This is a genomic window from Caballeronia sp. LjRoot34, from assembly GCF_964253815.1.
Taxonomy (GTDB): domain Bacteria; phylum Pseudomonadota; class Gammaproteobacteria; order Burkholderiales; family Burkholderiaceae; genus Caballeronia.
This window is the reverse complement of the sequence record NZ_CAXUSB020000003.1, coordinates 1,433,423-1,446,763: the sequence shown is the minus strand read 5'-3', so window position 1 is coordinate 1,446,763 and position 13,341 is coordinate 1,433,423. Positions and strand designations below refer to the sequence as shown.

The 13,341-nt window shown below is 58.3% G+C and carries 13 protein-coding genes; 10 read left to right on the top strand and 3 right to left on the bottom strand.

Annotated elements, in window-relative coordinates:
* Positions 1-39: 39 nt before the first annotated feature.
* From ACSQ36_RS37420 to ACSQ36_RS37390, 7 genes are all read left to right on the top strand, one after another.
* Positions 40-546, top strand: coding sequence for a 6,7-dimethyl-8-ribityllumazine synthase (locus ACSQ36_RS37420; protein ID WP_436186003.1), 507 nt, complete (start codon positions 40-42; stop codon positions 544-546).
* A 186-nt stretch (positions 547-732) separates the two neighbouring features.
* Complete coding sequence (locus ACSQ36_RS37415) at positions 733-1,011, top strand: YlcI/YnfO family protein (protein ID WP_213765913.1); 279 nt, start codon at positions 733-735, stop codon at positions 1,009-1,011.
* Entirely contained in the window at positions 1,008-1,316 is a 309-nt protein-coding gene (locus ACSQ36_RS37410) for a type II toxin-antitoxin system RelE/ParE family toxin (RefSeq protein WP_436186002.1), read from the top strand. The genes ACSQ36_RS37415 and ACSQ36_RS37410 overlap by 4 nt, the downstream gene beginning before the upstream one ends.
* Positions 1,317-1,427: 111 nt before the next feature.
* Positions 1,428-2,669: an MFS transporter gene (locus tag ACSQ36_RS37405; protein ID WP_436186001.1), complete on the top strand. Its 1,242-nt coding sequence runs from the start codon at positions 1,428-1,430 to the stop codon at positions 2,667-2,669.
* Positions 2,670-2,932: 263 nt separating this feature from the next.
* A complete protein-coding gene (locus ACSQ36_RS37400) occupies positions 2,933-3,430 on the top strand; it encodes a low affinity iron permease family protein (RefSeq protein ID WP_436186000.1) in 498 nt (165 codons plus the stop codon).
* Positions 3,431-3,526: 96 nt separating this feature from the next.
* Positions 3,527-4,150: a hypothetical protein gene (locus ACSQ36_RS37395; protein ID WP_436185999.1), complete on the top strand. Its 624-nt coding sequence runs from the start codon at positions 3,527-3,529 to the stop codon at positions 4,148-4,150.
* Positions 4,151-4,881: 731 nt separating this feature from the next.
* Complete coding sequence (locus tag ACSQ36_RS37390) at positions 4,882-5,169, top strand: DUF6723 family protein (protein WP_436185998.1); 288 nt, start codon at positions 4,882-4,884, stop codon at positions 5,167-5,169.
* A gap of 55 nt (positions 5,170-5,224) precedes the next feature.
* Here the strand turns inward: ACSQ36_RS37390 and ACSQ36_RS37385 are convergent, their stop codons facing one another.
* Positions 5,225-5,998, bottom strand: a complete 774-nt coding sequence (locus tag ACSQ36_RS37385) for a YkgJ family cysteine cluster protein (protein ID WP_436185997.1) — start codon at positions 5,996-5,998, stop codon at positions 5,225-5,227.
* 667 nt (positions 5,999-6,665) lie between these two features.
* Between ACSQ36_RS37385 and ACSQ36_RS37380 the strand changes: the two genes are divergently transcribed.
* Positions 6,666-7,781, top strand: a complete 1,116-nt coding sequence (locus ACSQ36_RS37380) for a porin (RefSeq protein WP_436185996.1) — start codon at positions 6,666-6,668, stop codon at positions 7,779-7,781.
* A 216-nt stretch (positions 7,782-7,997) separates the two neighbouring features.
* Positions 7,998-8,798 carry a hypothetical protein gene (locus tag ACSQ36_RS37375; protein ID WP_436185995.1) on the top strand — a complete coding sequence of 267 codons (801 nt, stop codon included), beginning with the start codon at positions 7,998-8,000 and terminating at the stop codon, positions 8,796-8,798.
* A gap of 33 nt (positions 8,799-8,831) precedes the next feature.
* On the opposite strand, the gene ACSQ36_RS37370 is transcribed toward ACSQ36_RS37375, so the two are convergent.
* Positions 8,832-9,581: an SDR family NAD(P)-dependent oxidoreductase gene (locus ACSQ36_RS37370; protein ID WP_436185994.1), complete on the bottom strand. Its 750-nt coding sequence runs from the start codon at positions 9,579-9,581 to the stop codon at positions 8,832-8,834.
* A 111-nt stretch (positions 9,582-9,692) separates the two neighbouring features.
* On the opposite strand from ACSQ36_RS37370, the gene ACSQ36_RS37365 reads away from it, so the two are divergent.
* The gene (locus tag ACSQ36_RS37365; RefSeq protein WP_436185993.1) at positions 9,693-10,280 is read left to right on the top strand and encodes a TetR family transcriptional regulator; all 588 of its coding nucleotides are present in this window, start codon (positions 9,693-9,695) and stop codon (positions 10,278-10,280) included.
* 193 nt (positions 10,281-10,473) lie between these two features.
* Here the strand turns inward: ACSQ36_RS37365 and ACSQ36_RS37360 are convergent, their stop codons facing one another.
* A complete protein-coding gene (locus tag ACSQ36_RS37360) occupies positions 10,474-12,765 on the bottom strand; it encodes a hypothetical protein (protein ID WP_436185992.1) in 2,292 nt (763 codons plus the stop codon).
* Positions 12,766-13,341: the final 576 nt, after the last annotated feature.

Here is a 13,341-nt window from a genome sequence, read left to right as displayed (position 1 = left end):
GCCGTCCTTCGCCCTGTTCACACAAACAGGCTTAAATTTATGACGCTCTCCACTACTCTCGAAAGTAATCCCGCCGTTAGCACGGCAGCAAAACCCCGTGCCCGCATCGCATTCATTCAAGCGTGCTGGCATCGCGATATTGTCGACCAATGCAAAGCGTCCTTCCTCGACGCCATCCAGGCACAAGGATTCAGCCGCGACGACATCGATCTCTATGAAGTCGCCGGTGCCTTCGAAATCCCCCTGCACGCGAAGCTGCTCGCTCAACGCGGCGACTACGCGGCTATCGTTGCAGCCGGGCTCGTGGTAGACGGCGGCATCTATCGGCATGAATTCGTGGCGCAGGCCGTCATCACCGGCTTGATGCAAGTGCAACTGGAAACCGGCACGCCGGTCTTGTCCGCTGTGTTGACACCACATCACTTCCACTCGGGCGAAGAACACACGAAGTTCTTTCGCGAGCACTTCGTCGTGAAGGGCGTTGAAGCGGCAACTGCTTGCGCCGATACGATCCGCAAGATCACAGCGCTAGCGAACGCTCGATAACGTCCGGCAATGCAAAAGGCAAAAGCGTCACGTGGTCATTTCAGCCCATGTGGCGCTTTTTGCAACGACAGCACACTCAGGATGTGAAAGCCGCTTGATCAAGCACGACCATTGACTGGATTCCCTTGCGTTTAATCCAAAAAAATGCGATATTGCATCGCAATTGCGATGCATGGAGCGTGAATCATGAAAACAGCGACATTCCCGTCGGTACGGGTCGAACCAGAATTGCGCGAGGCTGCCGAAAGCGTCCTGCAGGAAGGCGAAAGTCTCTCCGGTTTTGTCGAACAGGCGATTCGCGAGAATATCCTGCGTCGACAGCATCATAGCGAGTTCGTTGCTCGCGGACTTGCGTCTCGTGACGATGCGAAGCGTAGCGGCGACTATATTTCGGCCGAGGAAGTACTTTCTCGCTTGAGTCAGCGGCTAGATGCAGCGAAAACGCGGAGCAAGACGCGCCGATGACGTTCGAAATACGCTTTACCGGTAGTGCCGCAGAAGATCTCGAACGACTTTACGACTTCATCCTCACACGCGATGCGCTGGACGTATCGCTCGCCGAGCGTGCTCTTCTCGCAGTCTATGAGGGTATCGCCACACTTCGTGCCTCACCCTTTACCTGTCGAAAGGCGCAGCCAAATCTTCCCTTTCTGCGGGAGCTGATTATCCCTTTCGGGCGATCCGGCTATGTAGCGTTATTCGAAATAGACGACAGCGATACAGTGACAATCTTGGCGGTACGACATCAGTTGGAAGACGACTACCACTAACTGTCCATGACGAAACCATTGGCGTAGCTGAACGTAAGCGCAAGATCCGGCGCGCATCGAACGCCTTCGCACACCATGATGATCGGGCCACCTCCCAAGGAGCCTCACGTCATGCACTCGTCGTCAAACCAGCGCACCACCCTGCCGTCCGCATTCCATCGTTTAGCATGGTCGAATCTGCTGGCACAGTCCGCCGAACAGATCAGTCTTGCCGCCGCGCCGCTCGTTGCAGTGTTCCTGCTGGGTGCAAGCGCCGCGCAAACGGGCCTGCTGCAAACCGCCCAGACGCTGCCCTTCCTGCTGCTCTCGTTGCCGATGGGTGTCTATGCCGACCGTCACTCGCGACGTGCACTGATGGCAAGTGCCGAAGCCGTTCGCGTACTGGCAATGCTCACGATCCTTGTGCTGATCGGAATCCATCTGCTCACACTGCCGCTGCTTGCTGTTTGCGGTTTTATCGGCGCGGCGGGTACGGTCGCTTACAGCGTCGCAGCACCATCGCTCGTTCCGTCTCTCGTGCCTCGCGCTGCGTTGCCGGCTGCAAACGGCCGTATCGAGTTAGCCAGAAGCGTTGCGTATTCGGCGGGGCCGGCGCTAGGCGGGGTGATCGTGGGCTCCGTGGGTGCGGGTTGGGCCTACGCGCTAGCGAGCTTGCTATCGGCCTGCGCCGTTGCGCTGCTGCGCGCGTTACCCGTCTCAGCGCATCTGCCCAGGACCGGTAGGCATTTCCTCGCCGAGGTCCGCGAGGGCGCCGCTTTCGTATTCCGCGACTCGCTGCTTCGCCCCATTCTTCTTACCGCGGTTTTCTTCAACCTGGGCTATTTTGTGTTGCAGGCGGTCTACGTGGCTTATGCGGCCCACCATCTGCATATGTCCTCATGGGTGATCGGCGTGAGCCTGGCGGCCTATGGCGCGGGCATGGTGGCCGGTGCGCTGGCGGGACCCGAAGTGTCCAGGCGAATTTCGTTCGGCCGGACCCTTGTGATCGGCCCTGTGTGCGGCTTCCTGGCATCGGTGCTGATGAGCGCGACCTTGTTTTTTCCGCATGTATGGATGGCTTGCGTAAGCTTCTTTTTGCTGGGTGCCGGGCCAGTGCTGTGGACAATTGGATCAACAACATTGCGCCAGGCAATCACACCCCACGCTATGCTCGGCAGAGTGTCGGCCATCATGAGCACTGCAACCTATGGAGCGCGTCCCGTGGGCGCGTTACTCGGTGCAGCGCTCGCGACGCAGACCGGCGTGAGCGCATGCCTGCTGATGTCGACGGTGGCTTTCGCAATCCAGTTAGGGGTGATCGTTCTGTCTCGTGTCACGCAGCTGGCCGCACTTCCTGGAGGCGCGGCGTCTTGATCGGGAACCAGGCAAGGTCAATCGCTGAATGAAGCGTGAAGCAGCCGTTCAGGTTTGTTATCCATTGGCATCTGGTTTCCATTGTCCACTTCGTCCCTATAGCTTTCGGGAGCTTTCGAGACCGCCTCGCCTGCGCCAAAGCATGATGGTGCTAACGTGTCTTATACCAGCGCGATAGCGTCAAACTTCTCTCAGCCGCCTATCCGGAATGATTTTTGCTCTTGGTCCGATGACACAAAGCCAGGCATAGCCAGGAGAAAGCGATGCGAAAGGAAACGCCGCACCCATTGCAGCCGCCGCAACCGTTGTCGTCAACGGACTCGTTGGACACAGTCCCTGACACCTTGAGTCCCGCTTACGCGACCCATCACCCTGTTACCCGCGCCTTCGATATCTTCGCGAGTGCCGTGACCCGATGGACCGGTTCCCCCGTAGCGTTCGGCCTTGCGGTAATCAGCATTGTGGTCTGGGCTGTGACCGGGCCGGTTTTCCACTACTCGGAAAACTGGCAACTGGTGATCAATACCGGAACGACCATTGTCACGTTCATCATGGTGTTCCTGATCCAGCAAAGCCAGAACAAGGACAGCGTGGCGCTTCACCTGAAACTCAATGAGTTACTAGCGTCTCACCGGTCTGCGGACAATCACCTGATCGGGATCGAGGACGCCTCTGAAGAGGAGCTACGACGACTGGCAGCCGCTTATCTCCGGAAAGCGGCCGGAGAAGATGAGGCACCCGTCGCGCATGCCTCCTCTTAGTCGCCGTGCGTTTATTTGGCAGCAGTCCTGCTGCCTTTCTCGAACAGCCATGAGTTAGCGGGATTACCGGTCGTATCCAACTGGCACGGGGGTCATGTGAACGAGAAAGTGCGGCAACTGATGGCGCAGATAAAGGTGCTGGAGGATGAGCTGAGGGCCGTTGTACATCAGGCGGAAGTGCCCCTGTTCTATCGCGTGGAAGGCAAGCGGATCAGATTCGACAAGTCGGTCAGGGAGGCACACCGGCAATCGAAGACGGGACTGCTGCAATGGCTCTTCAAGAGTCGTCCGCCTACTGTCGTGGTCGCGCCCGTCATCTATGGGCTGATCGTGCCGCTGCTGTTCCTCGACCTCGGCTTGAGTTTGTATCAGGCCATCTGCTTTCCTGTGTACAGGATCAGCAAGGTCAGGCGTTCGGACTATATCGTGATGGACCGGTGGCACCTGAGCTATCTGAACTTCATGGAGAAGTTTAATTGCGCGTACTGCGCGTATGCGAACGGCTTGCTTGCTTATGGAACCGAGATCGCCGCGCGTACCGAACAGTACTGGTGCCCCATCAAGCACGCTCGAAAAATACTCGGCGCCCCGGCAAGGACTCAAGCATTCCTTCCCTACGGCGATGGCGAAAATTACCAGCAGCGCCTGTCCACGTTCCGTGATGCGCTGGCAGCCGACTCCGGCAAGCCGGATGTCCCGAGCGACCCTCCTGCGTCTTGAGCCGTTTGAGCCAACGCGCAACATGGCATTCCGGCAACACGTTCAATGGCTTGTCGGAACGCGGGGGTGTGGCCGTTGCATCTGCCGCAAGACCGTAGTCATGCTCACGGTATCGGAGGGCTTTCGCCGATACCTTTGAAACAGGGTAGTCGCCCGGTTGCAAATATGGCAGTCAGGTCGTGGCGCAAAACACGTGCTCGTCGTCGAACGCAGAGCGCTGGTCGAACGAACGCCGACCGGAGAGTCGAATGCAGATCAATGCACCAACCGTGATCGCGCGAGCCGCCGTTTGTAGTGAATCGAGGTCTTTGCCCCCGTTGAGCACTGCGATGAGGGCGTTATGTGCGTCCCTTTTTGTTAGCAGGCCTCTCGTGAATCGAAGCACGCCCGGGTTGGACACGCGTGCCGGCCCGTGTCCGCGGGCTTGTGCTCACTGACCCATTACCCCCATGCCATGGAAGCATGGCAGGCGCGTCCCGATAGCGCGGATTTTTAGCATTCGAAACGCCGCCCGACCCGAGGCATTTCGCCGTTCACCGTCACCCTGCATATGCATTGGCGCCCGAGCAGGAAGCGTACTGCGAGCGCGGACTGGTAATTGCTCAATGTTAAGTGTTGTGAATTGCAGTGAACGTCGTGATGTCCCCCAAGCACGAAGAATCGACTGATTCCGCGCTCGGCTGGACACACGCCACGCCTATCTACGGCACGATTGAAACGCGTAAAAAGCCATGAAAAAGCCGAAAATTGTCCTATCTGTTACCCAGCTTCAAAACCGGGCATCAGGCCAACGCATGTGCCCTGAGGATTTCGCGGTGTACGCGTCGTATCAGATCAACGCCGGCGGATTGTTTGTAGGAACACTAAAGGTTATTAGAAAAACCGATGGACGCCTGTTGTTCCCGTTCCAGGGAGCACCCGTGCTCGGACCGTACCCTTCTCGAGAAGAGGCGCGCGAGGCGGCAGTCATGCGCGGCGAGCAGATAGTCGCTAGTGATATTGCCAATCCGGAAGATTGAGAGAAGCGCGAACCCGGATCAATCCTGATCGACCGGTCCTGGCATTGATTGAGGATCACGCCGAGGCGGGAAAGAACCCGAGGTAATCGAATGCAGGCGCGTCCGTTTTCACGAAATGAACGCCTGTCGCGCCTATGGACGTGAGCGTGTCCACGGTTTCGCGACGGTTCGACACGACCTTCCATAGCGGCACGTCCTCGCTCGCGTCACCGTTCTCGCGAGCACGTTTCAACGCGGCTATGACCAGGTCGCCAGGCGGCGAGTAGACCACCAGTCCCTCGTTGGCCAGCGCTGCCACATCAATGTCCAGATCGGCGCATGCGCGCGCTTTGGCCGGTGCGTCGCTCACGTCGGCCGCACGCGATTTGGCAATCAACGCGAACGTCTCGGGATCGACCACCTGTTGTGCGCTCACCAGAAGCGGCTTGTCCGAGGCCCACGCTTCCGGCGGACATTCCTTCTGCTCAGGCTTCAACTCGATGAACGGATTGATCTCCGCAGGATAGATCCGGCAGACAGTCGGGCGTTGCTCATACACAGCGCAACTCATGTTCGCTTGCAAGTTCGGACACGGACCCTCGAACGATGCCGCCAGGACCACGACTACACGCACGGGCAGTTCGCCGCTGGAAGCGGCGAACGATCGGCGCCGTTTATGCTGCGCCTGCAGATTGTCGGCAGGCGGTTCCTCAGGCCAGGGAATGGCTTCACAGAGAAACTGGATATCGCCGCCGCGCTCAAGCCATGCGAGTGCTTCGTCAACGCTCAAGGGCAGCTTGAGGTCGTGGCAGCATTTGCCGCACATGGTGCATTCAAAGTTGATATCCATCTGGTGACGCTTCTCCTCGAAAGGCATCTGTAATTGTCGTCGAGCGCTGTCGCGGTGTTGAATAATAGGGCGACCTGTATGCTAGTTCGACGACTTCAGGCAAGGGGTTACATGCTCCGGTTTTCCTGCGCGAATCGCCTGCAGCTACATGACGGATAATCGTTCGTGTGTCTTTATCAATTGTTGCGGGCTTCGTGCGACAAGCGAGGCCCGCCCGGGCAGATTCTATTCTCTTTAGCGACACAAAAAATACTCAGGCAAGCCGAGCGGTGATTGCCCGCCGCCCTGCCGACGCGAACGTTCACGAGGTTGCCCTTGCGCCGCCGCAGCGAAGACAAGCACATCAAGCCTGCGTTTCATTTCTCCCTTTGCCGCCGGTCAATCCGGTGTCCTGCCGCTTCAACATGCGGGATTATTCGTATACCAACAAAAATCTATTCTCACTAACCGCATTTATCTAATGCTGATGTTTGAATAACTTAGTGAACATTTTCATCCGTGAGGGAAAATCCTCCCCTGCCTCCACGGCCAGCCCTGGATTTACCCAAGAGACCCGGGGCTTTTTGCCCGTTGTTCGCTCAACAAACGCAAAAAACATGACGACCGCTGCGCAATAAAAAACGTCGATTAAACCGGCGACGCAGTCAAATAGACCATTGGAGGAGACATGAACAAACTCACAGCCGTTGCGCTGGCATCGGTGCTGGCTACTTGCGCAGCGGCCGCGCGTGCTCAAAGCAGCGTGACCTTGTATGGGCGGATAGACGCGGGCCTGGAGTACATGACTGGCGTACCCACTGGACAAAACCCTGCGACCGGCGCATCGACCGGAAGCAGTCATCGCTTCAGGGCGGAAAGCGGAGACTGGGGAACGAGTCTTTGGGGCATCAAGGGCGTGGAGGATATTGGCGGAGGCACCAAGGCCGTATTTCACCTTGAGGGCGCATTCAACACCATGACCGGTCAAGGCCCTTCAAACAACGGCTTGTTCGACCGGTATGCAACGGTGGGCATTGCCAACGACCGCTTTGGTACGGTGCTACTTGGCAAAGAGCTTTTCCTCTCGAACGGAGTCTGGGACTTCGACCCGTTTGGGCAAAGCAACTGGTCGTCAGCATCGCTCGCTCGCGGTCGCAACTGGAACCACACGAGCAACAACATCTCGTACCAGTCGCCTACCATTGCGGGCTTTGACGTCAGCGGGCAATACGCGCTGTCCAACGCGACCAACTGGAATGGCAACGGCACTACCGGACAAGGCCGCGCGGACGCTATCCAATTAACCTATACACAGCCGGTTTTCCAGATTCGCGCAATCTACGACGAATGGCGCGACGCCGCTAACGGAACGCTGGACGATGTGTTCAATTTCTCGCGTGAATACTTCGGCGGCATCAACGTGTTCTTAGGGAAATTCAAGCTTCAGGCGGTTTATCAGCAATCGCATTCAAGTTCCGGTGCTTTGTCGGGCGGCATCACGGTCACCAGCCAGGAATGGGGCGGCGTGACATGGCAAGCTACGCCAGCGGCCGCGCTTATTGCTGCGGTGTATCACGTCAACGCAAACAACGGCGGTGGCAACGCGACCATCTACACGATCGGCGGCACCTACAACCTGACGAAGCGTACCCTGCTCGATTTCCAGATTGCGACCGCCCGCAACAGCGCCAATGCGAACTTTGGCTTGAACGCCAATTCCTTCGGCGATACAACCAGCACCGACAACCCGCTCCCCGGTCATAGCCAGTCCGGCGCATACGCCGGGATCCAGCATCTTTTCTAGCGATCCACCAATCGATGCGTGCACCGATACTTGGCGGCTGCACGCATCGATTGACGCGGCGAGTCTTTGGCTGTGGTGTTTATCGGGGTGCCGAGCTTAGCAGATAGAGGCAGTAATTTGTTAGAGCGAAGCGCCGTTCAATAGACATTGCCTCGATGCCGGCTAAGCGCGTGACGAACTCGTGTACGATCCGGTTTTAAATCCGCCTGGCTTGCCATGCTCGCGCTAAAGCTGACGCTAGTCCCATTTTTTCTCCTGGTCGTTTCCATGTCGGGTAAGTGGTGGGGTCCGACTATCGCCGGCTGGCTTGCAGGATTGCCCTTTGTTGCCGGACCTATCCTGTTCCTTCTGGTCCTGGATCAGGGACCGGTTTTCGGAGCGCATGCGGCTACCCTGTCTCTGTCCGCAATACTCGCCTCCGAGGCATTCAACTTCGCTTATGCGTGGACCTGCCGATCCCGCTCCTGGCCCATTGCCCTGACAACTGGACTGGGAAGCTGGCTCATAGCGGCGATTGCCCTGGCTTCAATGCCGGCATCCCCGGCGTGGGCAATTGCGGCCGCGCTCATTGCCGTCACGTTTGGACAAACGTTTCTCCCTCGCAGCAATGCCATTGCCACGGTTGCGCCGCTTAGCCGTAACGACCTCACTGGACGCATGATTGCCGGCGCTGTGCTAACGGTCGCGGTCACTACACTGTCCTCTGCGCTTGGGGCCAAGTGGAGCGGACTTCTTGCGGTGTTCCCGCTATTGGGGATCGTGCTTTCTGTCTCGTCTCATCGGGCGCACGGCCCCGACTTCGTAGTGTCGCTTTTGCGCGGCATGGTACTCGGCCGGTTCTCGTTCGCCGCGTCCTGCCTCTGCCTTATCTTCGCACTTCCCAGACAAGCGGCTTCGCTTGCATTCGTCGAAGCCGCCATCCTGGCAATGGCTGTGCAATGGACCACGAAACGCCTGGCACACGCACAACATGCTCGCACGGGGGAGACTCTCACGGCGCCGGCGCCGCGAGAGTGAACGGTAGCTATGTTCTTGCTCGTGGCGGCAGGCTTAGATCTGCCCCAATCCGCCGTCGACTGCAATCTCGCCGCCCGTCAGGTACGACGCATCGCTTGATGCCAGAAACAACACGGCGCGCGCGACTTCGTCCGCTTCGCCCCAACGTCCCATTGGCACCTGGGATTCGACCCACGCGCTAACGTCGGGGTTGTCGGTGGCAGCCGTTGTGAGTGGCGTACGGATCGCGCCCGGACTGACAACATTGATACGCACCTGTTGCGCCAGAACCCGCTCATCGGCCGCCAGCGTGCGGGCAAGGCTGCGAACCGCAGCCTTGCTTGCGCCGTAGAGCGCATCGCCCGGCCGGCCGCGTTGTTGAATGACGGAACTCGTGAAGACGACCGAAGCGTTCTTCGCCAGCCAAGGGAAAGCATGCGTGAACGCATAGAAAACACCTTTGACGTTCACGCCCATCAGTCGATCGAAAAAGGCTTCATCGGTATCCAGTATGTCGGGACATTCTGACATGCCTGCATTGGCGAACAAAACGTCGATCCGGCCAAAGCATTCGCCAACGGTCTGCATCAGCGTATGAAGATCGTCCGGCTTCGCAACGTCGGCACATACGGCTAGCGTATTGGCGCCTATCGCGTCCCTGGCTGCTGCGAGCGTCGACTCATTACGCCCGGCAATAACCACCTGTGCGCCTTGCTGTCTGAATACGTGCGCTGTCGCCAGTCCGATCCCGCTGCCGCCACCCGTGATCACCGCCACCTTGCCGTCAAGCTTACCTTCGGTCATACCGACTCCATATGTCATCAATTGATGACACCAAGTATTGTTCCTTGAGCTTGTCGCTGTCAACACTCGATGACAAAATACGAATCGACCCGCAATAACCAGGCTCTCCACGTGAAAGACACTCTGAAAGACGACGCGCTCCCCTCACGCAATGCCGCACACACACGCGAACGCATCCTGAGCGCGGCACGCGTGCGGTTTTCCCGGCAGAGCTATGAGAACGTGGGGACGCGTGATATCGCGGCCGACGCCGGAGTGGACGCGGCGCTAGTCAACCGGTACTTCGGCAGCAAGGAAAAGTTGTTTGCGCAAGCGATCGAGGGAGGCTTTCACATCGAGGAGCATCTGCCGGACAACATGAGCAATCTCGGCATACATCTGGTTGCACAGGTTCTGGACAACGCGGACGACAGTGAATCCTTCGACGCATTGCGCGTATTGCTTCGGGCAACCGGTAGCCCTGCCGTCGCCGCGATGGTATCCGAGCAGTTCCACGCGGAATTTGTCAGACCGCTAGCCAAGCTCCTTGGAGGGCGTGACAGTGAACTCCGGGCTGCACTGATCGCGTCATATGTACTCGGCCTTGCAACGATGCGTCATGGACTGGAATCCCCTTCGCTGGCGGGACCCGCGCGGCGAAAGGCGGCAACGATCGTGGCGGAGGCAATTCAATCCTGCGTTGGCAAGAAGGGCGAATGACCGGGGAGCAGTACAGCAATCTGGCCGTTGCACGCGACCTTGGGTTTGCCTACGTGCCGGCCGAAAGCCTGCTTACCTGAGGCGGAATCGGAACCATAAAAGCCAATGCCTCGCGTTCAATCGCGAGGCATTGGCTTTTTCTGACGAGCTACCGCTGTCACCAGCGGCGCCCCAAGCGTGGCTACATCAAGTGTTACTGACCCGTGTACCCGACCGGAACCGTAGCGTTGGCCTTGGCAACCGTCGCATTGCTCGAGACAATATATTGCGGGACTTCAGTCAGCGTCAGCGTCACTTTGCCGTTGGTATAGGGAACCGTGCTGACATTGCCGTAACCGTCGATCTCCGTCACGTTGCCCGATGCGCCGGCAGCGTCCACCTGAAGCGAGTAGCTGGTCGAGTAGGTCTGGCTATAGAGTCCGCCCGATGCCGGCCACTGCGCATTGCTGTGTGTCCACAAGGCCGTCACCACCTTGCCGTTACCGAGTTGCTGGAACGCATACGCGTATGTCCCGGCGGGCGTACCCGTTACTCGGCCAAGCGTATTGGTGCCGTCAAGCACCCGGGTCATCGCGGCGAATGCAAGTGCTTCGGGCTTGGGCGACAGATTCGATGCGCCGTACGCGCCCTGAGCATCGTTCAGGTCGAAGAACGTGCCGTAACCAGTCTCGCCAGGATAGTCCGCACCATAGAACAGCGTGGACAATTGTGCGCCGCCACCGAGGGTAATGATGTGCGAGCGCACGCCGACTGCAGCTTGAGCAAACAACTGGTTCTGCGACGGTTGCGTAGGTCCGTAGTTGACGCCCGGATCGTAGCTGGTGCCCGCTTCGGTAACGAACAGCTTCATGTTCGGCTTGCCGGCTTGCATGACGGCACGCAACTGAGTCATCAGGTTGTCGAGCGCGTTGGCCTGGTTAGCCGGGTTCGGATCCGAGTCCTGCAATTCAGGCGGATGGGACGGATAGGTGCCGGCGTTCCAGTAGCCATGTGTCGATACAGCGTCGATATAGTTCCACAAGCCGAGCGCGCCGAAGGTCTGCAGGTAGCCAGTGGTGCAAGTGTCGCAATTGGCCGGGAACGGGTTGGTGGGACCCATCACGACTGCGTTCGGATCGGTCGAGTGCAAGCCCAGATACGCGGCCTTGTACATCGCGACAAAGTTTGCCTGACTGTCAGCCCATCCGAGGCTTGGCTCCCAGGTCACCTGATAGTAGTTGTTCTGCTGCTTCGGATAATTGGCGGCACGGATCAGGCTCGTGTCGGTGCCTACGCGGCCCATGAAGCTCTGGAACTCGGTCATGTTCGACGGCGCATAGTAGCTGTCGTTGAACTGACCCGTCTTCGAATCCCATGCCGGCAGTCCGTCAAGACGCACGATGCGCATCTGGTCAGGGTTAGCCTTGTAGAACGGGTCCAGGTCGCTGACGCTCGGCGTATAGGTGTTGGGGCCGTTCGGCTCCATGGCCGACACTTCGCGATCGTCGATGGTCCAGGAAATTCCCAGATCGTGCAACGCGGCAATGTTGTCGTTGAAACCCTGCATACCGAACCGATGCTGGTCCTGGTGTGCATACGTCACCGTGCCAAGGACAGACGTGAGATTAGGCAACACGCCGAACGTGGCAATGCCCATTGGACGCGTGCCCATGTTCGGCAACGTGCCACCGTTAGATTGCAACGTGGCAGTGATCGAGCCATAACCGGACCATGTGGACTTGCACGACATCGCGGCGGTCTGCACACCGGACTTCACGGCGAAGCTACCCTGTGTCTTGATCGCGCCGTTCGCGTCAGCGACCGACCAGATGACCGTGTCGGCCTTCGGCGAGTTGGTCGTGACCGCTATGTTGAATGCTGTGTTATTCGGGAAAATGCGCATGCCGTCGGTTGTCGGCGTGTCGGCGCTGATCAAGCCATTCGCGGTGCCGCCTGACGTTTGCGTAGGCGAGCCGCATGAAATGGCAGAAGTACCTGGAGTCGGCGTGGTGGCCGGTGGCGTGGTGGCCGGTGGCGTGGTAGCCGGCGGCGTCGTGACGGGTGGCGTTGTCACCGGCGGTGTGGTGACCGGTGGCGTGGTGACGGGCGGCGTTGTCACCGGCGGAGTCGTAACTGGTGGCGTGGTGACGGGCGGCGTTGTCACTGGCGGAGTCGTAACCGGCGGTGTGGTGGCTGCGAGGCTGACCCAGCACGATTTTCCGTAACCGTAAGCGGGATCGGTCTGCGAGACAGCGCCGACATAACAGCCGACGCCGTTTGTGAAGGTACGTGGGCTAGTCAGCATGGTGGTCGGCGAGTTCGGCGGAACCGCGCCGAACACTACGGATCCCTTGCCGGAAAACGTACAGTTGTCGTTCTCACTCCCGCAGAACGTATATTTCACGCCGCTGACAGTGATAGTGCTGCTTTGCGCCTGGGCGTTACCGGCACCGAACATAGCCAGTGTCGTTGCGATAGAAATCGGAAGTAGTCTTAAATATTTCATCGTAATCCCTGTTGTACTGCTACAAGTATTCCCCGAGGATCGACAAGATCGACCGAAGTCGTCCCGCGTTCGCGTTTTTTGTGGAGCTGAGAGATTTATCCTGGGGGATGCGGCTGATCGCTGACGTGCTGCAGAAACAGCGCCCTTCGACATGTCGATGCCGAACGCGCGCTTGACTCCGCGGGTTCCCGGCTGACCCAAGGCTCTCGTGTATGGAGAACCGGTTAATTACATGAAATATTTCTTCATATAATATGTCATCCTAATTAATGGAGAATTTATCCCAGCCGTCTTGACAGGGTCACAAAGACGGGGAACCAGGCTTGCTTCGAGGGATCCGGCCGGGCTAAATCGTCCTGCTGTAACACGCCCGACTGCGGCTGAGCCGCACGCGCGATCATCCCCCCGGAGGCTTCATCAACCTCTACGAAACGGACATCGGTCGCCGTACGCCGCGTTGTCAGCAACGCAGTGATTGTTGGTTTCGCTCAAGTCGTTTGCATACCTATTTATACAAAATGTAAAAACACTTCTGTGTCATCAAAAAAAACGCTCACCCCTGACAGATAACGGCGT

Coding starts and splice junctions, on each gene's coding strand:
- ACSQ36_RS37420 (WP_436186003.1), top strand. CDS start 40: ATGACGCTCTCCACTACTCTCGAAAGTAATCCCGCCGTTAGCACGGCA.
- ACSQ36_RS37415 (WP_213765913.1), top strand. CDS start 733: ATGAAAACAGCGACATTCCCGTCGGTACGGGTCGAACCAGAATTGCGC.
- ACSQ36_RS37410 (WP_436186002.1), top strand. CDS start 1,008: ATGACGTTCGAAATACGCTTTACCGGTAGTGCCGCAGAAGATCTCGAA.
- ACSQ36_RS37405 (WP_436186001.1), top strand. CDS start 1,428: ATGCACTCGTCGTCAAACCAGCGCACCACCCTGCCGTCCGCATTCCAT.
- ACSQ36_RS37400 (WP_436186000.1), top strand. CDS start 2,933: ATGCGAAAGGAAACGCCGCACCCATTGCAGCCGCCGCAACCGTTGTCG.
- ACSQ36_RS37390 (WP_436185998.1), top strand. CDS start 4,882: ATGAAAAAGCCGAAAATTGTCCTATCTGTTACCCAGCTTCAAAACCGG.
- ACSQ36_RS37385 (WP_436185997.1), bottom strand. CDS start 5,998: ATGGATATCAACTTTGAATGCACCATGTGCGGCAAATGCTGCCACGAC.
- ACSQ36_RS37380 (WP_436185996.1), top strand. CDS start 6,666: ATGAACAAACTCACAGCCGTTGCGCTGGCATCGGTGCTGGCTACTTGC.
- ACSQ36_RS37375 (WP_436185995.1), top strand. CDS start 7,998: ATGCTCGCGCTAAAGCTGACGCTAGTCCCATTTTTTCTCCTGGTCGTT.
- ACSQ36_RS37370 (WP_436185994.1), bottom strand. CDS start 9,581: ATGACCGAAGGTAAGCTTGACGGCAAGGTGGCGGTGATCACGGGTGGC.
- ACSQ36_RS37360 (WP_436185992.1), bottom strand. CDS start 12,765: ATGAAATATTTAAGACTACTTCCGATTTCTATCGCAACGACACTGGCT.